Source organism: Parerythrobacter jejuensis (assembly GCF_039536765.1).
Lineage (GTDB): Bacteria > Pseudomonadota > Alphaproteobacteria > Sphingomonadales > Sphingomonadaceae > Parerythrobacter > Parerythrobacter jejuensis.
In genome coordinates, this window is the sequence record NZ_BAAAZF010000001.1 from 344,028 (window position 1) to 366,621 (window position 22,594).

The 22,594-nt window shown below is 58.9% G+C and carries 25 protein-coding genes, 3 tRNA genes and 1 other RNA gene; 18 read left to right on the forward strand and 11 right to left on the reverse strand.

Annotation, left to right across the window (positions count from 1 at the left end; genetic code table 11):
• Positions 1-15: 15 nt before the first annotated feature.
• A tRNA-Pro gene (locus tag ABD653_RS01615) sits at positions 16-92 on the reverse strand.
• 111 nt (positions 93-203) lie between these two features.
• Between ABD653_RS01615 and thyA the strand changes: the two genes are divergently transcribed.
• From thyA to ABD653_RS01635, 4 genes are all read left to right on the forward strand, one after another.
• Positions 204-1,160, forward strand: coding sequence for a thymidylate synthase (thyA, locus tag ABD653_RS01620; RefSeq protein WP_160779547.1), 957 nt, complete (start codon positions 204-206; stop codon positions 1,158-1,160).
• A gap of 103 nt (positions 1,161-1,263) precedes the next feature.
• The gene (locus ABD653_RS01625; RefSeq protein ID WP_160779548.1) at positions 1,264-2,553 is read left to right on the forward strand and encodes a thiamine pyrophosphate-dependent enzyme; all 1,290 of its coding nucleotides are present in this window, start codon (positions 1,264-1,266) and stop codon (positions 2,551-2,553) included.
• Entirely contained in the window at positions 2,544-3,611 is a 1,068-nt protein-coding gene (locus ABD653_RS01630; protein WP_199801127.1) for an alpha-ketoacid dehydrogenase subunit beta, read from the forward strand. Before ABD653_RS01625 ends, ABD653_RS01630 begins: the two co-directional genes overlap by 10 nt.
• A 5-nt stretch (positions 3,612-3,616) precedes the next feature.
• Positions 3,617-4,891 carry a dihydrolipoamide acetyltransferase family protein gene (locus ABD653_RS01635; RefSeq protein ID WP_160779549.1) on the forward strand — a complete coding sequence of 425 codons (1,275 nt, stop codon included), beginning with the start codon at positions 3,617-3,619 and terminating at the stop codon, positions 4,889-4,891.
• A gap of 10 nt (positions 4,892-4,901) precedes the next feature.
• Here the strand turns inward: ABD653_RS01635 and ABD653_RS01640 are convergent, their stop codons facing one another.
• Positions 4,902-5,345 (reverse strand): hypothetical protein, encoded by a 444-nt coding sequence (locus tag ABD653_RS01640; protein ID WP_160779550.1) that lies wholly within the window; start codon positions 5,343-5,345, stop codon positions 4,902-4,904.
• Between the two features lie 176 nt (positions 5,346-5,521).
• Here ABD653_RS01640 and ABD653_RS01645 point away from each other — a divergent pair.
• A tRNA-Asp gene (locus ABD653_RS01645) sits at positions 5,522-5,598 on the forward strand.
• Positions 5,599-5,763: 165 nt separating this feature from the next.
• Positions 5,764-6,735 (forward strand): NAD(P)H-dependent flavin oxidoreductase, encoded by a 972-nt coding sequence (locus ABD653_RS01650; RefSeq protein WP_160779551.1) that lies wholly within the window; start codon positions 5,764-5,766, stop codon positions 6,733-6,735.
• A 73-nt stretch (positions 6,736-6,808) separates the two neighbouring features.
• Here ABD653_RS01650 and ABD653_RS01655 read toward each other — a convergent pair whose 3' ends face one another.
• The 6 genes from ABD653_RS01655 to ABD653_RS01680 form a co-directional block, all read right to left on the reverse strand.
• On the reverse strand, positions 6,809-8,275 hold the full coding sequence (locus tag ABD653_RS01655) for an MFS transporter (protein ID WP_160779552.1): 1,467 nt from the start codon (positions 8,273-8,275) through the stop codon (positions 6,809-6,811).
• Positions 8,276-8,390: 115 nt separating this feature from the next.
• Positions 8,391-8,606: a DUF2842 domain-containing protein gene (locus ABD653_RS01660; RefSeq protein ID WP_160779553.1), complete on the reverse strand. Its 216-nt coding sequence runs from the start codon at positions 8,604-8,606 to the stop codon at positions 8,391-8,393.
• The gene (locus ABD653_RS01665; protein ID WP_160779554.1) at positions 8,603-9,178 is read right to left on the reverse strand and encodes a 5-formyltetrahydrofolate cyclo-ligase; all 576 of its coding nucleotides are present in this window, start codon (positions 9,176-9,178) and stop codon (positions 8,603-8,605) included. Before ABD653_RS01665 ends, ABD653_RS01660 begins: the two co-directional genes overlap by 4 nt.
• Positions 9,179-9,198: 20 nt before the next feature.
• Positions 9,199-9,386: non-coding RNA, 6S RNA (gene ssrS / locus ABD653_RS01670), on the reverse strand.
• A gap of 11 nt (positions 9,387-9,397) precedes the next feature.
• Positions 9,398-10,126 carry a cell division protein ZapA gene (locus ABD653_RS01675; RefSeq protein ID WP_160779555.1) on the reverse strand — a complete coding sequence of 243 codons (729 nt, stop codon included), beginning with the start codon at positions 10,124-10,126 and terminating at the stop codon, positions 9,398-9,400.
• On the reverse strand, positions 10,123-10,338 hold the full coding sequence (locus ABD653_RS01680) for a hypothetical protein (protein ID WP_160779556.1): 216 nt from the start codon (positions 10,336-10,338) through the stop codon (positions 10,123-10,125). The genes ABD653_RS01675 and ABD653_RS01680 overlap by 4 nt, the downstream gene beginning before the upstream one ends.
• Positions 10,339-10,534: 196 nt before the next feature.
• Here ABD653_RS01680 and tkt point away from each other — a divergent pair, with 196 nt between their 5' ends.
• Genes tkt through ABD653_RS01710 form a run of 6 tightly spaced genes read left to right on the forward strand, consistent with a single transcriptional unit; the run spans position 10,535 to position 16,918 of the window.
• A complete protein-coding gene (gene tkt, locus ABD653_RS01685) occupies positions 10,535-12,514 on the forward strand; it encodes a transketolase (RefSeq protein WP_160779557.1) in 1,980 nt (659 codons plus the stop codon).
• A 14-nt stretch (positions 12,515-12,528) separates the two neighbouring features.
• Positions 12,529-13,536, forward strand: a complete 1,008-nt coding sequence (gap, locus tag ABD653_RS01690) for a type I glyceraldehyde-3-phosphate dehydrogenase (protein ID WP_160779558.1) — start codon at positions 12,529-12,531, stop codon at positions 13,534-13,536.
• A 10-nt stretch (positions 13,537-13,546) separates the two neighbouring features.
• Entirely contained in the window at positions 13,547-14,743 is a 1,197-nt protein-coding gene (locus ABD653_RS01695; RefSeq protein WP_160779559.1) for a phosphoglycerate kinase, read from the forward strand.
• Positions 14,740-15,822 carry a serine hydrolase domain-containing protein gene (locus tag ABD653_RS01700; protein WP_160779560.1) on the forward strand — a complete coding sequence of 361 codons (1,083 nt, stop codon included), beginning with the start codon at positions 14,740-14,742 and terminating at the stop codon, positions 15,820-15,822. Before ABD653_RS01695 ends, ABD653_RS01700 begins: the two co-directional genes overlap by 4 nt.
• Positions 15,819-16,283, forward strand: coding sequence for a PaaI family thioesterase (locus ABD653_RS01705; RefSeq protein WP_160779561.1), 465 nt, complete (start codon positions 15,819-15,821; stop codon positions 16,281-16,283). The genes ABD653_RS01700 and ABD653_RS01705 overlap by 4 nt, the downstream gene beginning before the upstream one ends.
• Positions 16,280-16,918, forward strand: coding sequence for a 2OG-Fe(II) oxygenase family protein (locus tag ABD653_RS01710; RefSeq protein ID WP_160779562.1), 639 nt, complete (start codon positions 16,280-16,282; stop codon positions 16,916-16,918). The genes ABD653_RS01705 and ABD653_RS01710 overlap by 4 nt, the downstream gene beginning before the upstream one ends.
• Positions 16,919-16,921: 3 nt before the next feature.
• On the opposite strand, the gene ABD653_RS01715 is transcribed toward ABD653_RS01710, so the two are convergent.
• Positions 16,922-17,677 carry an NAD(P)H-dependent oxidoreductase gene (locus ABD653_RS01715; RefSeq protein ID WP_160780446.1) on the reverse strand — a complete coding sequence of 252 codons (756 nt, stop codon included), beginning with the start codon at positions 17,675-17,677 and terminating at the stop codon, positions 16,922-16,924.
• A 144-nt stretch (positions 17,678-17,821) separates the two neighbouring features.
• Between ABD653_RS01715 and ABD653_RS01720 the strand changes: the two genes are divergently transcribed.
• Positions 17,822-18,715 carry a fructose bisphosphate aldolase gene (locus ABD653_RS01720; protein WP_160779563.1) on the forward strand — a complete coding sequence of 298 codons (894 nt, stop codon included), beginning with the start codon at positions 17,822-17,824 and terminating at the stop codon, positions 18,713-18,715.
• Between the two features lie 3 nt (positions 18,716-18,718).
• Here the strand turns inward: ABD653_RS01720 and ABD653_RS01725 are convergent, their stop codons facing one another.
• On the reverse strand, positions 18,719-19,084 hold the full coding sequence (locus ABD653_RS01725; RefSeq protein ID WP_160779564.1) for a hypothetical protein: 366 nt from the start codon (positions 19,082-19,084) through the stop codon (positions 18,719-18,721).
• 126 nt (positions 19,085-19,210) lie between these two features.
• Here ABD653_RS01725 and thiE point away from each other — a divergent pair, with 126 nt between their 5' ends.
• On the forward strand, positions 19,211-19,828 hold the full coding sequence (gene thiE, locus ABD653_RS01730) for a thiamine phosphate synthase (RefSeq protein ID WP_160779565.1): 618 nt from the start codon (positions 19,211-19,213) through the stop codon (positions 19,826-19,828).
• Positions 19,829-19,867: 39 nt separating this feature from the next.
• Positions 19,868-20,566, forward strand: a complete 699-nt coding sequence (locus tag ABD653_RS01735; protein WP_160779566.1) for a M23 family metallopeptidase — start codon at positions 19,868-19,870, stop codon at positions 20,564-20,566.
• 3 nt (positions 20,567-20,569) lie between these two features.
• Here ABD653_RS01735 and ABD653_RS01740 read toward each other — a convergent pair whose 3' ends face one another.
• Positions 20,570-20,938, reverse strand: a complete 369-nt coding sequence (locus ABD653_RS01740) for an elongation factor P (protein ID WP_325065400.1) — start codon at positions 20,936-20,938, stop codon at positions 20,570-20,572.
• A 129-nt stretch (positions 20,939-21,067) separates the two neighbouring features.
• Between ABD653_RS01740 and efp the strand changes: the two genes are divergently transcribed.
• From efp to ABD653_RS01755, 3 genes are all read left to right on the forward strand, one after another.
• Positions 21,068-21,631, forward strand: a complete 564-nt coding sequence (gene efp, locus ABD653_RS01745; RefSeq protein ID WP_160779567.1) for an elongation factor P — start codon at positions 21,068-21,070, stop codon at positions 21,629-21,631.
• Positions 21,632-21,637: 6 nt separating this feature from the next.
• Complete coding sequence (locus ABD653_RS01750; protein WP_160779568.1) at positions 21,638-22,456, forward strand: inositol monophosphatase family protein; 819 nt, start codon at positions 21,638-21,640, stop codon at positions 22,454-22,456.
• 53 nt (positions 22,457-22,509) lie between these two features.
• Positions 22,510-22,594, forward strand: a tRNA-Leu gene (locus ABD653_RS01755).

The following is a 22,594-nucleotide window of genomic DNA, read 5'->3' on the forward strand; positions in this document are numbered from 1 at the left end:
GTTGCGTTGCTAAATTGGTCGGGGAGAGAGGATTCGAACCTCCGGCCCCTGCCTCCCGAAGACAGTGCTCTACCAGGCTGAGCTACTCCCCGACCGTGTCGGTCCCGCGGGAAGAAAACTCCCTGCGGGTCGAGGCAAGGCGCGCGCTATAGGTGTGGATGGCCGGGGTGGCAAGCGGGCAATTGCGCCGCTAGGAAAATGCCATGGCCAGTGCCCTGAACCCGACCGATTCTGCGCCCGGCGCGCATCCAGAGCAGCAATATCTCGATCTGATGCGGCACATCTGGGACCATGGCAGCGAGCGGGTCGATCGCACCGGGATCGGCACACGTTCGGTCTTTGGCGCAACCCTGCGCTTCGATCTGGCGGATGGCGCCATGCCTCTGCTCACGACAAAGCGGGTCTACTGGAAAACGGCAACGCGCGAGATGCTTTGGTTTCTGACAGGTGAGACCAACATCCGGCCCTTGGTTCTTCAAGGTGTGAAGATCTGGAATGAGTGGCCTCACGCGCGCTACGTTGAGGAGACGGGCGACGAACTGGCGCTGGATGATTTCGTCCAGCGGATCGCAGATGATGAGGCCTTCGCGAAACAGTGGGGCGATCTTGGCCCGGTCTATGGCAAGCAATGGGTGGACTGGCCGACCTATCGCTATCGCAAGGACGGCCTGTTCGAACAGGGCGAGGGCATCAACCAGGTGGCGCAAGTGGTGGATTCCCTGCGCAACAATCCGGGCAGCCGCCGCCATATCATCGAAGGCTGGAATGTGGCTGAAGTGGACCGGATGGCATTGCCCCCATGCCACAAGACCTACCAATTTCATGTTGCTGATGGTCGGCTGAATTGTGCGTTGTACCAACGAAGCTGTGATGTCGCTTTGGGGCTTCCGTTTAACCTGTGGTCTGCGGCGTTGTTGCAGCGGATGCTGGCCCAGCAAACCGACCTGGAGCCGGGCGAACTGGTGTGGATGGGAGGCGACACGCACCTCTACCTCAATCACGAGCATTTGATCACGCAGCAGCTGTCGCGGGAACCACAAGGCAGCCCGACGCTTGAGATACTACGTCGCCCGGACAGTATTTTCGGGTACCGTATCGAAGATTTTGTGGTGCATAATTATACCCCGCAGGCTCCGATCAAGGCACCTGTTGCGGTTTAGCCGATTTGGCGTCCGCTTGCTTGACCGAAGCGGCTCTGCGCAATAAAAGTGCGCTACAGAGTAAGATTGCGTCTGACCAAATCAGCCGCCTGGGAGAGCATCTATGGCCGACCGGCCCGAAGGGCAGAACAAGCCTCGCCTTGCGCTGCATGTGCCCGAACCAAAATTCCGCCCTGGCGACAAGGCGGACTTCTCACATATCGATATTGGCGAACCCGGCAAAATGCCGCGGCCGGACGAAGCCTGTGAAGCCAAGGACACGTTGCCGCTCTGCTATGACCTGATCCGGGTCCTGGGTGATGACGACAAGGCGCACGGCCCTTGGAATCCGAAACTCGATCCCGACACCTTGCGCACCATGCTCCAGCACTTTTCCACTGTGCGCGCTTTCGATGAGCGCATGTTTCGCGGGCAACGGCAGGGCAAGACCAGCTTCTATATGAAGTGCACGGGGGAAGAGGCGACCAGCATCTCTGCCGCGATGGCTCTTGCCAGTGATGACATGGTCTTCCCCAGCTATCGCCAGCAAGGCGTGCTGATTGCCCGCGGCTATCCCCTTTTGGAAATGATCAACCAGATCTATTCGAACAAGGGTGACAAGCTGAAGGGCCGCCAGCTCCCGATTATGTATTCGAGCAGGGATCACAGCTTCTTCTCGATTTCGGGCAACCTCGCGACACAGACCCCGCAAGCGGTGGGCTGGGCGATGGCCAGCGCGATCAAGGGCGACAGCAGGATCGCGGCAACCTGGGTCGGCGAAGGCAGTACGGCAGAAGGCGATTTTCACTCTGCCTGCACCTTTGCAACAGTCTATAACGCGCCCGTAATCCTCAACGTGATCAACAACCAATGGGCGATATCGAGTTTCTCCGGCTTTGCCGGCGCCGAGCGGACTACCTTTGCGGCGCGCGCACTGGGCTATGGCCTTGCCGGGCTTCGCGTCGATGGCAACGATCCGCTGGCAGTTTATGCTGCCGAACAATGGGCCGCCAATCGCGCGCGCGCCAATGCCGGGCCGACACTGATCGAGCATTTCACCTATCGCGCAGAAGGGCATTCAACGTCGGACGATCCGTCAGGATATCGCAGCGCGCAGGAGCGTGAGGAGTGGCCTCTCGGTGACCCGGTGACCCGCCTCAAGGATCATTTGATCGCGCTGGGTGAATGGGACGAAGACCGGCAGGCCGCGATGGACAAGGAAGCTGCCGAACATGTGAAGGCAACCACCAAGGAGGCCGAGAAGAACGGCATTCTCGGCCATGGCCTGCACCATCCATTCCGCACCATGTTCCAGGACGTCTACGAAGATCTGCCGTGGCATCTCGAAGAGCAAGCGGCGCAGGCCAAACGGGAACGAGAGATCAAGTGGCCCGGAGAGGAGCCATGGTCGTGAGCACTCAAGTGAAAGAACAGCCGGCCACCGCGGGCCAGGATACAGAACGTCGCCTCAACATGATCGAAGCGATCAACGAGGCGCTCGACGTGATGATGGCGCGCGATCCCGATGTGATCGTGATGGGCGAAGATGTCGGCTATTTCGGGGGCGTGTTCCGCTGCACCGCAGGCCTGCAGGAAAAGCACGGCAAGACTCGGGTTTTCGACACTCCGATTTCGGAATGCGGAATTATTGGCGTGGCAGTGGGGATGGGGGCCTATGGCTTGCGACCGGTCCCCGAAATCCAATTCGCAGACTATATCTATCCCGGTCTTGACCAGCTGATTTCGGAAGCTGCCCGGCTGCGCTATCGTTCCGCCTGCGATTACATCGCCCCGATGACGGTGCGCTCCCCCTTCGGGGGCGGCATCTTCGGTGGCCAAACCCACAGCCAGAGCCCAGAAGCTATCTTTACCCATGTTGCGGGCTTGAAGACTGTTATCCCGGCGACGCCTTATGATGCAAAGGGCCTGCTGATCAGCGCGATCGAGGACAATGATCCCGTCATCTTCTTCGAGCCTAAACGTATCTATAATGGCCCGTTCTCGGGCTATTATGACAAGCCGGTCGAGCCTTGGAAGAAGCATCGCGATAGTGTCGTGCCCGAGGGCTATTACAAGATTCCGCTGGGCAAGGCGCGCACGGTAACAGAGGGCGAGCAGATCACAGTGCTCGCCTATGGCACGATGGTACATGTGGCAGAGGCGGTTTGTGCAGAAAAGGGAGTCGAGGCCGACATTCTCGATCTGCGCACCATGATGCCGCTGGATATCGAAGCGATCGAAGCCTCGGTAAAGAAGACCGGCAAATGCATGATCGTGCACGAAGCGACGCGCACCTCCGGCTTTGGGGCGGAATTGTCTGCACTGGTGCAGGAACGGTGCTTCTATCATCTGGAAGCGCCGATCGAACGGGTCACGGGCTTCGACACACCCTATCCCCACAGCCTTGAATGGGCTTATTTTCCAGGCCCCGTCCGCCTCGGCGAGGCGATTGACCGACTTTTGAGCGAGTAAGACCTATGGCGAAATTCACGTTCAACATGCCCGATGTGGGCGAAGGCGTTGCCGAGGCAGAGATTGTCGAATGGCACGTGAAGGTTGGCGACACGGTCTCCGAAGACCAGCACCTGGTCGACGTGATGACCGACAAGGCCACAATCGATATCGAGAGCCCGGTGGATGGCACGGTGGTCGAGCTGGCAGGCGAGATCGGTGACGTGACGGCGGTTGGTGCGATGCTGCTGGTTATCGAAGTGGAAGGCGACGCTTCGGATGAGGCCCCACCGGCTGAAGCGACACCTGCCGAAGCGACACCGGCTGAAGCAACTCCTGCACCTGAGCCTGCACCACCAAGCGCCCCTGAACCCGCTCCGGCTCCAACGCCAGCTCCTGAGCCTGCTCTGGAGCCGGTGGCTGTCGCTCTGGACTCAAAAGTGCTCGCCACCCCTGCGGTGCGCAAGCGTGCGAAGGATCTGGGGATTGATCTGGGTGAAGTGAAACCCGCAGAAGACGGTCGCATTCGTCACGGTGATCTAGATGCTTTCCTGTCCTATAGTGGCGGATTTTCAGCTGCTGCGCCGACGCGCGCGGATGAAGAGAAGAAAGTTATCGGAATGCGCCGTCGCATCGCCGAGAATATGGCAGCGTCCAAGCGCAACATCCCGCATTTCTCCTATGTTGAAGAGATGGATGTCACCGATCTGGAAGTTATGCGGGCACAGCTGAATGCCAATCGCGGCAGCAAGCCGAAGTTGACGATCCTGCCGCTGTTGATCACGGCGATTTGCAAGACCCTGCCCGAATTCCCGATGATCAATGCCCGCTATGACGACGAGGCGGGCGTGGTAACGCGCCATGGCGCAGTCCATCTGGGCATGGCCGCGCAGACCGATGCCGGTTTGATGGTCCCCGTTATCCAGAATGCGCAGTCCAAGAATCTCTGGCAGCTGGCCAATGAGATCGGCCGGTTGGCCGAGGCCGCGCGCACCGGCAAGGCAAAATCTGAAGAGCTTTCCGGCGGTACACTGACGGTTACATCACTCGGACCGCTAGGAGGGGTTGCAACAACCCCGGTTATCAACCGGCCGGAAGTGGCGATCATAGGGCCTAACCGGATTATCGAGCGACCGATGTACGTCTCGGATGGCCAGGGCGGCGAACGGATCGAGAAGCGCAAGCTGATGAATATCTCGATCAGCTGCGATCACCGCGTGGTCGATGGCTATGATGCGGCGAGCTTTGTCCAGGCGCTCAAAAAGCTGGTCGAAACGCCGGTTCTGCTTCTTTCCGACTGAACGGACCCACTCAGCGAACGATCGCGCTGTAGCTCATCACTCCGCGCCCGATGGCGGCATCGGCTTCGCTGACTTTCCAGCGTAGATGCGTCACGTCTTCCGGAGAGGCGCGGCGCGTGCCGACAACCATTGTGCCAAGCGCGCCCCAGTTGCGGCCGCCGTCGATGGATACTTGTGGCGAATGTCCACCGCTGCGTTGGAATGCGAGATCGCGCGGGACCCTGCTTGAAACGACAAAGCTTTCGTCACGGCCAGGGGCATCCCATTGCAGCATCAGGACGACAGTGTCGCCCTTGCGCAGGTTTGAAGCTGGCTCAAGTGCGCGAACGGTCTGCCCGTTCCGAACTTCTTCGCGCTGGAGATAGACCGAGCGTTCGATGGCAATGCCGGATTGAGCAGCAACTCCCCCCGCAGCAAGGCTTACAAGGCTTCCGAAAAACAGCAGGCTTCGCATCGCCGGTTCCCCAAATTGTCCAGCATGGATCAGGGTTGGGGAGGTGCCTGAAAGACCCGAAAATATGGTTAACGCGCAGTAATCTGGCGTAGCTGCACAATATTGCAATTTGCGTTGTTGACAGGAATCAGGACCTGTCTTAGTGGCGCTGCTCCCAAGCGGTGCAAACCCTATACGCGGGTGTAGCTCAGTTGGTTAGAGCGCCGGCCTGTCACGCCGGAGGTCGCGAGTTCAAGTCTCGTCACTCGCGCCACTTGGGACCTTCCTGAAATCGATGCCTGCTCTGATACAACGCCCGTTGTTCTGCTGCTCTGCGCCTGCAGAGCCACGCTATCATGCGCCTATGGCTTTTATTGATTGAGCTTTGCCGCCACTCGCGCAAAGGTCCGCCCAACACCATCTAGGGAGGACTCGATCTATGAAGACAGCGATCACCGAAATGTTCGGCATCAAGCACCCGATCATCCAGGGCGGCATGCACTTTGTCGGCTTCGCAGAAATGGCAGCTGCCGTTTCGAATGCGGGCGGGCTGGGCATCATCACTGGACTGACGCTTGGCACACCGGAAAAGCTTGCTGCTGAAATCGACCGCTGCAAGGATATGACGGACAAGCCTTTTGGTGTGAACCTGACTTTCCTGCCCAGCCTTAATCCGCCGGATTATCCTGGATTGGTCGAAGTGATTATCAAGGGCGGGGTCAAAGTCGTCGAGACCGCTGGACGCAATCCGGCGCAAGTATTGCCCGCGCTCAAAGACGCCGGGATCAAGGTCATCCATAAGTGCACCAGTGTCCGGCACAGCCTCAAGGCTCAGGATATCGGTTGCGATGCAGTGAGCGTGGACGGCTTCGAATGCGGCGGACACCCGGGCGAAGACGACATTCCGAACTTTATTCTGCTGCCACGTGCTGCCGACGAGTTGGATATTCCTTTTGTGTCGTCAGGCGGTATGGCTGATGGCCGTAGCCTTGTGGCCTCGCTTGCCATGGGCGCACAGGGCATGAACATGGGCACGCGCTTCATCGCGACACAGGAAGCGCCCGTCCATGAAAATGTGAAGAAGGCCATCGTAGCCGCAAGCGAGTTGGACACGCGTCTGGTTATGCGTCCGCTCCGCAATACAGAGCGCGTGATGACGAACGAAGCTGTCGAGCGTCTGCTCGAGAAAGAAAAGCGCCTTGGTGACGATCTCAAGTTCGAAGATATCATTGAGGAAGTCGCTGGCGTTTACCCCAAGATCATGTCGGATGGTGACATGGACTCCGGTGCATGGAGCTGCGGGATGGTGGCAGGCCTGATCAACGATATTCCGACCTGTCAGGAACTGGTCGACAGTATCATGGCCGAAGCGGATGCGATCATCAGTCGCATGGACGGCCTTCGCGGCTGACCGGCTTCAGGTTTGAAGAAAAGAGACGGCCGGGGCTGATGCTCCGGCCATTTTTCGTTCGGGTAATTCCAATCTAGCTTGGTGAGCCGGGCGCCTCTGCAAGCTTGCGCAAGTTCTCCGCATGCTCTTCCTTGGTGATCTTGTAGCGGCTGATAGCGAAGATCATGGCCATCCACAGTGCAAGCAGGGTGGGGGCGTAGAGCGCGCCGAGCATCCAAAGCGTTTCACTTGAAACCTGGGTCCGGTCGGCTCCTTGCGGGAATGCAACAACGGATAGAATGATGCCTCCGGCAAAGGACCCAAGGCCGACAGTGCATTTGCGGGTAAACGTCACAGCTGCGTAGAATACACCCTCTGATCGACGTCCGGTCCGCACTTCACTGCTTTCGACAAGATCTGCGATCATCGAATAGAGCACAGCTTGCAGTGCGATGATCAGCGACAGATCGAGCGTATTGATCGTCGCCACAAGCGGGAACAGGATCGGGTCACCGTTCTCTGGCATAAGTCCGAAGAGCCGGAGGATGACCGGCATAGGCGCAACCGTGAAGGCGGTAAGGCCCAGAACGACCACTGCGCGTTTCTTGCCGAGACGCTTTACCGCGAGCGGAGCGATCAAGAAGCCAAGCAGTGCTGAAAAGAAGACGAGTGCCGTCCAGATGAATTGCTGCTCGCTGGAGAAACCCCAGAAGTAGGTCAGCATGATAAAGGCAAGCGAGGCAGAAAAGCCTGTAGCGACCGACCCCAGCAACGTTGCCCAGAACAACGCCAGAAAGCTCTTTTCCCGTAGTGTATCGAGCATTTCACCAAACAGTTTCTTGGTAGAGAATACCTCTTTGGGCGGGGGCTGGCGTAGCGTTGGTATTTGGCTGTGGGTTCCGATCGAAGAAATCAGGATGGCAGCGAACATCAGGAGGGAGGCAATCACACCATAGGTGGCATATCCATCCCGATTCAGCGTACCGGTCGTGTATTCAGACGTCTCGACCAGCAACACGCCGAACATCAGAACAGACATCGCATTCCCACCGCTCCATCCGAAAAACAGGCGATAGGCCTGCAGCTTGGTACGCTCTTCGTAGTCGGGAGTCAGTTCTGGAAGCAGGGCCGAGCTGGGTGTTTCGTAGAATGTCAGGAAGGTTCGGATCAGAACCGATAGACTCAGGAGATATGCAAACAGTTGGCCCTGGCTCCAGTCAGGCGGGTTCCACAGCAGGTAGTAACTGGCAGCTACAGGAATAGCGGCCGCATACATGAAAGGATGTCGCCGGCCCCAGCGGGAGCGGAAATTGTCGGACCAATAACCGACTAGCGGATCACTGATTGCATCGAGCACCAGCGCAATAAGGATGGCGAGGCCGACCAATCCAGGCTCCAGCCCGACGACCGTGCCATAAAACAGCAAGAGGAAGTAATTGAAGCCCCCGTCTTTCACCCCGAAGGCGACGGAGCCGAACCCATAGGCCAACTTGGTGGGCAACGAAGGGCGAACTGAATCCGGCTCAGTTGGAGCATCGCCGGTTGACTGCGCTGCGCTCATCGAGCGCGCATCCGATAGATCAAGTCTGCTCTCCCACTTATGGGAGTAGGATAGGGCAAGAGGGCACTACGTCAATTGGCGGTTTGCCGGGAGTGGTCCCGGACCGACGCGTTGGCTAGTCCGAGCGGCCGGCTTCCATCCAGATCATAAATCTGCGGAGGGGGAGTAACCACACGACGCCAAAGAAGAGATACACCACCGTTTGCAACAGAGCGTGCCAATCGCCGATAACATCCGGGACGTAGCGCGCGATGACAATTGCATAGATCGTAAGCCCGATAATCATAGCCAACATGCCCACGGGTATGCGCCAGGTTGGTTCGTCTCTCATGCAAATGGTCCGTACAGTCTGGTCGGGGTGACGATAAAATCGAGTTGCTGATCATGGGCTTCGATAGGAAGGCCTTCGACCACCTGGACATCCCACGCAAGACCGACCTTGGTCTTGCCTGTATGCGCTGCGAACCATCGATCATAATGTCCGCCCCCTTGGCCGAGACGATCGCCCTTCGCTGTGCACCCGATCAAAGGGACAAACAAAACGTCCGGTTCGATCACCGGCAAGCTTGCATCAGGCTGCTCCAATCCAAACGGGCCGGGAACAAGGTCGCTTTTGTCGAATGGATCCTGGAACGCAGCGAATTCCATCTGCGCATTCTCATCGGCAAAGCGCGGCAAGGCAATCACATGGCCACGTTCGAGGAAGAATTTCGCATAGCTAGATGTCGGCGCCTCGCTACCTATTGCAGGGTAGAGGGCGATCGTTGCGTTCTCTGCCAGCAAGTCCAGCAATGGGGCGGGAGGCCGGTTGAACAGCAGCGCTTTGATGGCTGCAGGCTGGGCGGCGACATGATCCTTGCGCACACGCCGAAGCTCTTTCCTGAGGTCCGACTTGCTTTTCACATGCTGCCTTTCATGGGTGTGGCGGAACCACCATGGGTCGGTGCCGGGGAAATCCTCTGACGCCTAAACGTCAGGTGGGCGCCGTTTACTCCGGTCCCTAGGTTCCATTCCGAAGAACGCAGTGGCCCATTAACCAGAGCAGGGACAGCTCCCTAGGAATGCTTATAGCCTCAGGGATATTCGGTCGGCTCGTGCCGGGCAGTCCCGCCACCCATCTATCTAGGATGCGGGGCCCGTGCCCTCAAGCTTGTCGGCACAATTTTCCAGCAATTCGGCAAATCGTTCCAATGCCGGGGCCAGTTCGGGATCGTTGGTGGACATTCCCGGTTCGATGAAGCTGCCCTGGGTGGCAGGGCGGGCCGAGAGCTCTTCTCGCGCTGCGGCCAACTGTGCTGCCAGTTGATCTCGTTCCTGCGTGAGGGCGTTCAATTCCGCGCCGTTTGCATCCGCACTCTCTGACGCGGCCTTCATGGCGACAATGGCTTCCTCGGAAGAGGCCTTGATCCGCTCTACCTCGGCCCGCATCGTTTCAGCCGATTCATTGGCAGACGTCTTGATCGACTCGATCTCGGTTTGGAGCGCCTGCACCTCGTCCGCTTGCTGGGCATGGGTCGTCTTGAGTTGCTCCAGCTCCTGTTCCCTATCTGCTATCGTCTGGCGCAATTGGTCGCGCTGGCCGGTAGCAGTCTCTGCATCCCGCCGGACGTGCTCGATTTCCTTCGCCATAGCGAGCCGCTCTGCAACAGCAGTCTCGGCAGTCGACCTGGTAGAGTGAAGATCGTCCGTTAGCATCAGCGTCGCGAACAGGAGGTTTTGTTCATAGCGAGGCGCAAGTTCTTGAAACTTCTCATCGATCAAGGCGCCAAGGTTGCGCACATGATCTTCTTCGCCAGGCTCGCAAGCAATCTGGAATGTACGGCCGCCAATGGTGAGGTCGAGCTGGTTCATGATTCCAGTTTCCCGATCAGGTCATCGAGCCGCTTGAGCTCGCCCGTCACCGCTTCTCGCAATTCTTCGTGGCGCACCACCAGTTGTGAGACATTGGGCGGCACAGCGGCCTCGCCTGAATTGCTGCCACGCTCGGCATCGGCCTGCGCGGCAATTCTTGCCAATGCCTGCTCGATCCGCTGGACAGCGCTTTCGATCCGTTCCCCATCCATGCACTGCAATTTACCGCCTTTATCGTTGATAGGCAAAGCCTTGCTGTTGCCTGTTGATAAGTTGCGTGAGCGCAAACGTTGTTGAGAGCGGATCGTGGAGGGGAGGGGGACTGTTCTTGACCTGATGGTGCGCCTCCGCGATGGCTTGCCTCGCAGCGAATCGTGCCACTCTCCAAGCGCAGGAGCCACCCCGAATATGAGCCTCGATCCCGCCCGTCTTGCACCGATGGCCAATGCCATTCGTGCGCTCTCCATGGATGCGGTCCAGGCGGCCAATTCGGGTCATCCCGGAATGCCGATGGGAATGGCCGATGTCGCCACGGTTCTGTGGTCGAAATTTCTCAAATTTGACCCATCCGCCCCTGACTGGGCCGATCGGGATCGCTTTGTATTGAGCGCCGGTCACGGCTCTATGCTGATCTACAGCTTGCTTCATCTGTCCGGCTATGCGCAGCCGACCATGGACGACATCCGCAATTTCCGTCAGCTGGGCAGCCCGTGCGCCGGCCACCCGGAGAACTTCCTGCTGCCCGGCGTCGAATGCACGACGGGGCCATTGGGTCAGGGCCTGGCGATGGCCGTGGGTATGGCCATTGCCGAACGGCATCTGAATGCGAGCTTCGGAGATGACCTTGTCGACCACAAGACATGGGTGATTGCCGGTGACGGCTGCCTGATGGAAGGCATCAACCACGAGGCGATCGGGATTGCCGGGCATCTTAAGCTCGGCCGCATGAATGTGCTGTGGGATGATAACAACATTACCATCGATGGCGGCACCGACCTTTCAACCAGCGAAGATATCAAGGCGCGCTACGCAGCAACAGGTTGGCATGTCGTCGAATGCGACGGGCATGATTTCGCCGATATTGAGCGAGCCATGCACGAAGCGGTCGCCGATACCCGGCCATCGCTCGTTGCTTGCAAGACGGTGATCGGTAAGGGAGCGCCGAACAAGCAGGGCACCAGTGCAACGCATGGCGCGCCACTGGGCCCCGAGGAAATCTCGGCAGCGCGCGATGTCTTGGGTTGGGATGCGGCGCCGTTTGAGGTGCCCGAAGGCATTCTGGCAGCCTGGCGGTCGACTGGCGCTGCGGGCAGCGAAGCTCACGGCGCTTGGGCGTCGCGCCTCCAAAACAGCGTGCAGAAAACTGAATTCGAACGGCGCATGGCAGGCGATTTGCCAGAGAGTAACGCCACCCAGGCATACATCTCCGCACTGATTGCGGATCCCGTGAAAGTGGCGACCCGCAAGGCGAGCGAAATGGCACTGGCGGACATCAATCCGCGCTTGCCCGATACTATAGGTGGTAGCGCCGATTTGACCGGCTCGAACAACACCAAGGCCGGCGGAATTGAAGCGCTGACCGCCGACAATTACGGCGAGCGCTACATCTATTATGGCATCCGTGAATTCGGCATGGCAGCAGCGATGAACGGGATGGCGTTGCATGGAGGTGTGATCCCCTATGGTGGCACGTTCCTGGTTTTCACCGACTATGCCCGGGGCGCGGTCCGCCTTTCGGCCTTGCAGCAGGCACGCGTAATCTATGTGATGACGCATGATAGCATCGGGCTCGGCGAAGACGGGCCGACGCACCAACCGGTCGAGCATGTCGCTTCGCTGCGCGCGATGCCGAACTTGCTGGTGATGCGCCCCGCGGATGCGGTCGAGACAGCTGAATGCTGGGAAATCGCGCTGCAGAACAAGACGCGCCCGACAGTGCTGGCCCTGACACGCCAGGGATTGCCACAAATGCGGCTCGAAGAAGCTGACGAGATGTTGTCGGCGAAGGGCGGGTATCGGATCGCCAGCGCCAAGGCAAAGCGCAAGGTTGTGCTCGTCGCGACCGGCTCCGAACTGCATGTCGCCGCTGAATGCGCGGCGAAACTGGAAGAGCAGGGCATTGGCGCCGACGTCGTGTCGATGGTCTGTGCCGAACTGTTTGAAGAGCAAGACGACGCCTACAAGGCTGACACGCTTCCCGCCGGCGCGCTCAAGGTTTCAATCGAGGCAGGAACCACCTTCGGGTGGGAGCGCTACACTGGCACGGACGGCATCAATATCGGGCTGGATCGCTTTGGCGCCTCGGCACCAGCAGGGCAATTGTTCGAAAAATTCGGTTTCACTGCGGAGGCAATCGTCCCGCAGATACTCAATAAACTCAACGGTTAAGCAGGAGTTCTTTCATGGCGACCAAGGTTGCAATCAACGGTTTCGGGCGCATCGGTCGCCTGGTGGCACGCGCCATTTTGGAGCGCAGCGATCACGATCTGGAATTGGTCTCGATCAACGATCTTGCCGACACGAAATCCAACGCTTTGCTGTTCCAGTATGATTCCACACATGGCCGTTTCCCCGGCACCGTGGAAGTGGGCGACAGTACGATCATCGTGAATGGCAAGAGCATCGCCGTCACCAGCGAGCGTGATCCGGGCAACCTGCCGCATGCCGCACAAGGCATCGACATCGTCCTCGAATGCACCGGCTTTTTCCAGAGCCATGAAGCTGCCGAACCGCACCTGACCGCTGGTGCCAAGCGTGTTCTGATTTCGGCACCTGCGAAGAATGTTTCGGCCACGGTCGTTTACGGCGTGAACCACGATGTGCTGACCAGCGACGATGTGATCGTCTCCAACGCCAGTTGCACCACTAACTGCCTCTCGCCGGTCGCGAAGGTCCTGCACGATACCGTGGGTATCGAGCGCGGCTTCATGACCACGATCCACAGCTACACCAACGACCAGCGTATGCTGGACCAGATGCATGGCGATATGCGCCGTGCCCGTGGCGGCGCGCAGAACATGATCCCGACCACCACCGGCGCGGCCCGTGCGGTCGGCTTGGTGTTGCCGGAGCTGGCAGGCAAGCTGGATGGCTCGTCCGTCCGGGTGCCGACGCCCAATGTCAGCCTTGTCGATCTGGTCTTCACGCCCGGTCGCGACACCTCCGTCGAAGAATTGAACGGCGCGCTCAAAGCCGCTGCTGATGGCCCGATGAAGGGTGTGCTGGACTATACCGATCAACCGCTCGTCAGCAGTGACTTCAATCACTATCCTGCCAGCTCGACGATCGACAGCCTCGAAACCTCCGTCATGGAAGGCAAGCTGGCCCGCGTTGTCAGCTGGTATGACAATGAATGGGGCTTCTCCAATCGCATGATCGATACCGCCGGTGTGATGGCCGGGCTGCTCTAAGGATAGCATTGTGACAACTTTCAAAACCCTGGACGACCTTGGCGACATCACCGGCAAGGTCGCGCTGGTCCGCGTCGATCTGAACCTTCCCATGAAGGATGGTTCTGCGACTGACGTGACCAGGGTCGAGGCGGTAAAGCCAACGATCCTGGAGCTCGCGGACAAGGGTGCGAAAGTGCTGCTGATCGCTCATTTTGGGCGACCCAAGGGGCAGCGCAATTCGATGATGAGCACTAGCTTCGTCCAAGGCGATGTCGAAGGCGTGTTGGGCAAAGAGATCATGTTCATTCCCGAGGTCATGGGGCCGGTGGTGGAGCAATCGATCGGCATCCTGCGTAATGGTGATATTGGCATGCTCGACAATGTCCGGTTCTGGCCGGGTGAAGAAGCCAACGATCCCGACTTTGTTGCTGGCATGGCTGCGCATGGTGATTTCTACGTCAATGACGCGTTCTCCGCTTCTCATAGGGCGCATGCGAGCACCGAGGGCCTTGCCCATGCGCTCCCTGCTTATGCGGGCCGGGCGATGGAGAAGGAACTCAAGGCGCTTGATGCGGCGCTGGGCAATCCCGAAGCGCCTGTTGCGGCTGTTGTGGGTGGCGCCAAGGTTTCGACCAAGCTTGACGTTCTCGAGAACCTTGTCGGCCGCGTTCAGCACCTGATTATCGGTGGCGGAATGGCGAACACGTTCCTCGCTGCGCGCGGTGTGAATGTCGGCAAGAGCCTGTGCGAGCATGATCTGACCGATACCGTAAACCGGATCATGGATCAGGCCGATCATGCTGATTGCACCATCCATCTACCGTATGACGTTGTGGTGGCGAAGGAATTTGCCGACAACCCGGAAAGCCTGCGCACATGCAATGTGCATGAAGTCCGCCCGGACGAGATGATCCTGGATATCGGCCCACAAGCAGTCGAGGCTCTTGGCGATGTGTTGAAGACATGCCGCACCTTGGTCTGGAACGGACCGCTTGGCGCGTTCGAAACGGTGCCATTCGATGAGGCTACGGTGGCCCTTGCTAAAACCGCTGCTGCCCTGACGCAGGATGGTTCTCTCGTCTCGGTTTGCGGTGGCGGCGACACGGTTGCTGCTTTGGCGCATGCCGGTGTTACGGGCGATGTCACCTACATTTCAACCGCAGGCGGCGCGTTCCTCGAGTGGATGGAGGGCAAGGAGCTTCCCGGCGTGAAGGCTCTGGGATGATCCGCACCCTCGTTGCCCTGGCCAGCCTCTGGATCGCAGCTCCTCTTGCTGCACAGGAGGCGGACTACGCAGCGTTTGCGGATTTCCTCGATACCTATCGCAAACAGAACAACACGCCCTCGATGAGTGCGGTGATTCTGCGTGATGGCGCGATTGTGTGGGAAGGCTATTTCGGGACCTGGGATGACGAGCGTGATTTCCCGACCAATGCTGACACCACCTATTACATTGCGTCGGTAACCAAACCGATCGCAGCCACAGCCATACTTGCCGAGAGCTTGGCCGGCGACCTGGACCTTGGCGCCCCTATGTCTTCCGATGGAGATTGGGCGGAATTCTGTACCTATTTCCGGGGCACGGCGATCCCGTTCATGGGCGGGGGCACAGATATGTCAGGCCATCCGATCCCGCTGGTAGATTGCGCGAAACCGACCACGCTGGTCGAGATGCTCGATATGCGAGCGAATGCAGACAGTTTCGTCTATAATCCGATCGCCTTTGCGCGGATTGACCGTGTAATCTCTGGCAGTGGAGGGCGCGATTTGAGGGCAATCGTGAGGGACCGTATTCTGGAACCCGCCGCGATGCGGAATGTCGCGCTGGGGTGGCGCGACCCGGAACAGGGTGACGCGCTCCGTTTGATGACCATGCCCTACCATGTCGAAGACGGCGCGATCCGAAAGCAGGCCCTCTCCGACGATGATTTCCGGGCATCTGCCGGGATGATTGCAAATCCACGAGCGCTCGCGGCCTTCGATATCGCATATGATCGAGGTCAGCTTGTGCCACCGGCCATCCGAAAGCGCCTGATCGAGGGAGTAGAGCTGGGGCCGCTGGGCGATTACCGGCTTGGCTGGTTCCTGGAGGATCACGAGGGAAAGCGCCTGATGTGGCATTCGGGCAAAGATGATCAGCGCTATTCTGCGCTCTATCTGAAAGTACCCGAAGATCGCCTGACCCTGATTGTCCTCGCCAATACCGAAGCGATCTGGAAGGACGGCGCTTCGTTGGTCGAGGCCAAGATTTCGCAGAACCCGATCGGGGCGCAATTCCTGGAAGACTTCGTGGAGGCAGAGTGAGCGAGAACGAGGCAGTTGGTGCGAGCGGTGGTCTCGGGCTGGTCACAGAAGGCGAGTGGGCTGGTTGGTCCACCTGGCAGAGTGATGCGTTTGAACAGCGCGCGGGGCCGTTTTACGAGCGGTTGGAGGAAGATGGCACGCGCGTAGCCGCGTTCCGGGCCGAAGCGCGGCACATGAACGGGGCCGGCTTCATGCATGGCGGGTGCCTTCTTACCTTCGCCGATTCTGCAATTTTCACGATTGCGAACGACGAGATGGCCGGTTCCATGGGCGTGACGATGAACCTCTCCGGTGATTTCCTTGATGCGGCGAGGGAAGGGCAATTGATCGAGGCGCGAGGCGAAGTGACACGAGGCGGTGGCAAAACCATCTATGTGCGCGGATTGGCTACCGCCGATGGGCAGCCGGTCTTGAGCTTCACCGCAATCATTCGCAAAGTTGGCCCACGGAAGAGCAAATGAGCGAAACACAGCGCCTGTTTTCAACGCCTTTCGTGATCGATCAACTGAAAAGCGAGGCTGGCCTTGCGGCTTTGCGGCAGGGAATCGAGGCCGAGCATGCGCGTGATGCGAGTGGTGTTGCGATTTCCAACATTGGCGGGTGGCATTCCAACACGCAGATGATTGATTGGGGCGGCGAAGCGGCCCGCGCACTCGCTTACAAAGCCATGCAGATGGCGGACGCGCAAACCCTCGATGTCAAGAGCCCACGGGAGAGCCGGTTTGGCTGGGCGCCGGAAATGTGGGCCAATGTCAGCTCCAGAGGCAACGCCAACCAGTATCACTTCCATCCGGGGAGCTTCTGGTCTGTCGTGGCCTATGTCGATGACGGATATTGCGGTCGTGGCGATCCAGAACTTGGCGGTGAACTGCAATTGCTCGACCCCCGGATGCCAATGGTACGAATGACCGCGCCTGACCTCCGAATTGTCGACGCCGACGGACAAGCTCAACAGAACGAAATCTCTATCCGGCCCAAAACCGGCATGATTGTAATGTTCCCGAGCTGGTTGCAGCACGCCGTGCGCCCTTTTCATGGGGATGGCACGCGGATTTCGATCGCCATCAACCTGGTGGCGGTAGCCGCAAAGACTTAGCGTTCATCGGTATTCGGGATTCGGTGCATCGAAACGCCGCCCTTCATTCCACAACCCTTGCGAGTTGCCGTGTGCCGGAATGCCCCCTGCATCCTTCAGCATTCGGGCAAAGTGCATCATGTTCCATGTCATGAAGGTGGTGTTGCGGCGGGTGAAATCACTGTCGAACCCCGCGCGTGTACCATCGTCGCGCTCATCACCATATGAGGGACCCGGGCCCGCTTCGCCGATCCAGCCAGCGTCGGCCTGGGGCGGGATGGCGAAGCCGACATGCTGCATGGAATACAGAATGCCCATCGCGCAGTTCTTGATCCCGTCCTCATTCCCGGTGATCAAGGTGCCACCGACTTTGCCGTAGAAGACATATTGTCCTTTGTCGTTGTGCTGGCCGGAATGTGCATACAGCTTTTCAATGATGAGCTGGCAGACGGAGCTTTTTTCGCCAAGCCAGATGGGTGTGCCGAGGACGACGATGTGGGCGGCCTCGACCTTGGCCCAGAGATCGGGCCATTGATCGGTTTGCGCCCCGTGCTTGGTCATATCGGGGTAAACGCCATAGGCGATTTCATAGTCGGTCGCGCGGATGCGCTCTACGCCAACGCCGTTTGCGCGCATGATCTCTTCCGACATATCGATCAGTGCGTCGGTGTGCGAAGGTTCAGGCGCATATTTGAGGGTGCAATTGATAAACAGCGCCGTGAGATCACTGAAGTCCGTTTTATTGTCATCGCACAGTTGCTGTTGCTTGTCGTCGAGCATCGCCATTCCCCCCGAATTGTCACATTCCGGGGGATTAACGGGCCGGTCCGGAAAAGGTTGCGCAAGTTGGTTGCGAGCGCGGTGGGCCGCGGTTAAGGCGCTTTGCATTCCTATGCACGCCGCACGATCCAAGGACAGGTTCCCATGAATTTTGACGAAATGACAGCCAAGCTCGCCGACGGAAAAGGCTTCATCGCCGCTCTGGATCAGTCGGGCGGTTCCACTCCAAAAGCACTGGCCGGTTATGGTGTGGCCGAGAATGAGTGGAGCGGCGACGACGAGATGTTTGCCAAGATTCACGAAATGCGGTGTCGCATCGTTGAAAGTGATGCCTTCACCGGTGAAAAGGTTGTCGGGGCGATCCTGTTTGAAAAAACGATGGAAGGCTGCACCAATGATGGCACCTCGGTGCCTGCCAAGCTTGCTAGTAAGGGCATCGTCCCGTTCCTGAAAGTCGACAAAGGTATGCACGACACTGAAAATGGTGTGCAGCTGATGAAGCCGATGCCGGAACTCGATGCCAATTGTGCGCGGGCCCGCGAATTGGGGGTTTTCGGCACCAAGATGCGCTCCGTTATCCATGAGGCGAATAGTGCGGGCGTTGCCGCCAATGTGCGCCAGCAGATGGATTTCGGCCTGCAGATCCTGGGCAACGGCCTGGTCCCGATCCTCGAGCCCGAAGTGAGCTTGAAGAGCGAAACACAGGCACAGGCGGAATCGCAGTTGCTCAATGCCATGATGGACCAGTTGGGCAGAGTGCCTGAGGGCAAGCAGGTCATGCTGAAGCTGACCATCCCGAAAGAGGCCAATCTCTACGAGCCGCTGACCAATCACCCCAAGGTGCTGCGCGTCGTGGCGCTTTCGGGCGGATACTCACGCGACGAGGCCTGCACTGAGCTTGCGAAGAACTGCGGCATGATTGCCAGCTTCAGTCGCGCGTTGCTTGAAGAGCTGCGGGCCCAGATGGACGATCAGCAATTCGACAATGCGCTGGCCACGGCGATCGACGAAATCTACAGCGCCTCTGTCGCTGGATAAGCCTTATCGCGCTGGTCTGTAGACCATGTTCAGACGGTATTTCTTGAGCCGGATCGCCCCGTTCGGATTGGCGGGCGTTCCGGCCGAGAGCAAGGTCAGCGTGCCCGGGCCAATGGCCAGGGGCTTGCCGAGTTCCAGCACGACTTCGCTCTCTCGCCCGCGGTAGTTGACCACTGCAGCGACTCGCAGTTCGTTGTTGCGAAAGCAGAATTCCGGATCGACGCAGCGCGAGTCCTCGATAATCCCGAAAGCGAAGACAGAGACGTCTGGCGTGATTTGCTCGCGCTGGAAGATGGGCACGCCAGTGGCGATGTCCCAATCCTGGGGCGCTGAGGCGAGGCTGGCGGCAATCAGCAGGGCAAGCGACATTGTAGGTCTCCTTGATTGCTCCATGCCCGAGATTCCCGCGCGGCAGCGAGGCGAGTTGCGCCTGTCCCGTTCGGTGACAGATTCATCGCCATTGGCGGCGCTGTGGTGTCTCGCTATGGGCGAACCATGGAAACGCCACCGACACAACTTTATCTCATTTCCCCGCAAGACGTTGACGGGGATTTTCCCAATCGTCTCGAGCGGGCCGTCAAGGCTGGTCCGGTTGCTGCGTTTCAGTTTCGGGTAAAGGGGATTGACCAGCATGAAGCCGCACGGCTCGCTGCGCCGCTGCAAGAGATATGCGCGGCCAACGATGTTGCTTTCATCGTCAATGACAGTGTGGCGTTAGCCAGGCGATTGAAGGCCGACGGGGTCCATCTGGGCCAGAAGGATGGGGACCCACGCGAGGCCCGTGAAGAGCTTGGTCCGGATGCGCAGATCGGCGTCACCTGCCACGGCTCGAAGCATCTTGCGATGGAGGCTGGCGAGGCCGGAACCGACTATGTCGCGTTCGGAGCCTTCTTCCCGAGCACTACAAAGGATAGCGAACACCATCCGGAGCCTGAGATCATCGAGTGGTGGGCCAATTTGTTCGAGATTCCTTGTGTCGCGATTGGCGGCATTACCCCTGAAAACTGCCGTCCTCTGGTGGATGCCGGCGCTGATTTCTTGGCTGTGTCTGCAGGGGTCTGGAACCGCGACGAAGTTGAAGCTGTAGAGGCATTTGCGAGAGCGATCGGATGACCTGTGCTTGGCGAGCCCTAAAGTGCTATATGGAATCGTATGAAGTTCTTTGACCGCCTTCTGACCGTCGTGATCACTGCCACGGTAACGTCCATGTTCTGGATTGTCGCCGGGGGAAGCCTGATCGAAAGCGCCAGCTCCGATGGACAGATCGAAAACACGCGCCCATCGGAGGCTGCCCCGAGTCCCGAGCCAGAGGCAATTGCACCGGAGCGGGCGGAAGCCGTTGCCCGTCAATCCGGCACACCGGCGTCTCCGCTCGACAGGGACGTTGCATCACAGCCGAGCGAGCGGGATTCTGCCAATTTGCTGGTGCCGGTGCTGAATGTGCGTCCCAGCGATCTGAGCGACACATTCTCGACATCGGAAGGTGGCGGCGCAAGCTTGCACGAGGCTCTCGATATCATGGCGCCTCAGGGCACTACGGTGGTCGCAGCTGCCCCTGGCACGGTGGAGAAACTTTTCCGGTCCGGCGGTGGTGGTAACACAATCTATATCCGGTCAGCCGATGGCCGGACCATTCATTACTACGCCCACCTCTCAAAATATGCGGATGGCTTGCAGGAGGGGCAGCGCGTGCGGCGCGGGCAACGGATCGGGGAGGTCGGAAGTACCGGCAACGCCAATGCCGATGAGCCCCATTTGCACTTTGCGATCTTGCGGACCACCAAGGGTGCCGAGTGGTGGGAACCGGCAAACGCCGTCAATCCCTATCCCTTGCTGACAGGCGGGCGCTGAGATCTATTGAAGCGGGCCGGTTCGCACGCAGCGAAGCCGGCTGAGCGAGCCATCGACTCCGATCTTGCGAAGAATGCTCGTGCCCATGCGCTGGAAACGCTGATCCTTCAGCGGGCCGCGGGTAAAAACAAGCTCTTTACCGCGCATCAGATATGTACCGTCGCCCTGAGGGCTGAGATAGCGTGATGCGTTCTTGATCGAGAAACGCAGCTCTTCGATCGGCACCCATGCTGCACCGCCTGCGTCACCGGGCAAGGAACACTGGTAGCGCCCCACGGGCAACGTCGTCAGCGGCGCACCTGATTGCGACAAGGCTGGCGCCGGCGCGGCGAGACAAACGGCAGCAACAAGAATGGGCAGTTTTCTGAGCACGGGATGATTCCTATCAAGGCGATGCCCATATGGCCACTAACCTTGCTCCTGCATGAGCGCTAAGCTAGAGGGCGCGCCATAGGGCGTCCTTCAAACGGGCGCATTACCAGACATAAGGCTTGTGACCCCATGAAGATCAGCGGCGTGGACATTCGTCCCGGCAACATCATTGAATATGAAAAAGGCATCTGGAAAGTTGCCAAGATCCAGCACACGCAGCCGGGCAAGGGCGGCGCGTATATGCAGGTCGAGATGAAGAACCTGGAAGATGGCCGGAAAACAAACGTTCGCTTCCGCAGCGCGGACACGGTCGAAAAGGTCCGCCTCGATACCAAGGAATACCAGTTCCTTTACGAAGATGGCGACATGCTCGTTTTCATGGAGCAGGAAACCTACGAGCAGATCAATTTGCCAAGTGATCTGCTCGGTGACGCCCGCCCGTTCCTTCAGGACGGGATGCAGGTCTTGCTCGAGCTGTGGGAAGAAAAACCCATCAGCGTGCAATTGCCGCAACAGATCGAGGCTGAGATTGTCGAAGCTGATGCTGTGGTGAAGGGGCAAACCGCTTCTTCCAGCTACAAGCCTGCCGTGCTCGACAATGGTGTGCGGATCATGGTTCCGCCGCACATTGGCAGCGGCACCCGCATTGTGGTTGATGTGTATGAACAAACCTATGTCGGGAAGGCGGGCTAAGCATCCATGTCGATGTATTCCGGCCTGGTCCGTGTGATGGAAAAGGCTGCCCGCAAAGCGGGTGGCAAGCTGCGCCGTGACTTCGGCGAAGTCGAGCATCTCCAGGTAAGTCGCAAAGGCCCGGCCGATTTCGTTTCGAAAGCGGATCGCGTGGCCGAGCGCACGATCTATGACGAACTTCTCTATGCGCGCCCTGATTGGGGTTTTGTGCTGGAAGAGGCCGGCATTATCGAAGGCGATGCCAACAAACCGCGCTGGATTATCGATCCGCTCGACGGCACCAGCAACTTCCTGCACGGTATTCCGCATTTCGCGATTTCTATCGCTGTGCAGGAGCCGAAGTTAGATGGCTCGGGCTGGGGCGAGGTGACCGCAGCCGTGATCTACCAACCGATCACTGACGAAACCTATTGGGCGGAGAAGACGCGCGGTGCGTGGCTGCAGGATGCTCGATTGCGCGTTTCTTCGCGCCGGAACCTGCCAGACGCATTGGTCGCTACCGGGATTCCCTTTCAAGGCCATGGTGACTTTGCCGAGTGGAGCCGGATCTTCGGAGCGATTGGCCCCGAAGTAGCGGGCATTCGCCGTTTCGGCGCTGCGTCGCTCGACCTTGCGTGGCTTGCGCAGGGCCGCTTTGATGGCTTCTGGGAAAGCGGGCTGAGTGACTGGGATACTGCTGCAGGGTGTCTACTCGTGCGGGAAGCGGGAGGATTTGTGACCGATTTCCGAGGTCGGTCCGAGCATATCCATTCCAAGCAAATTCTGGCGGCCAATGGTGATCTTCATTCCAAATTGCACAAATTGCTAGCGAACTCCCTGAAGTAACTTGCCTGCGTGGCAGGGCATCGCTAATTAGCGCGCCTTGGCCGTCAGGCTGTGCCCCTGTGGTGGAATTGGTAGACGCGTTCGACTCAAAATCGAATTCCTAACGGAGTGCCCGTTCGAGTCGGGCCAGGGGCACCA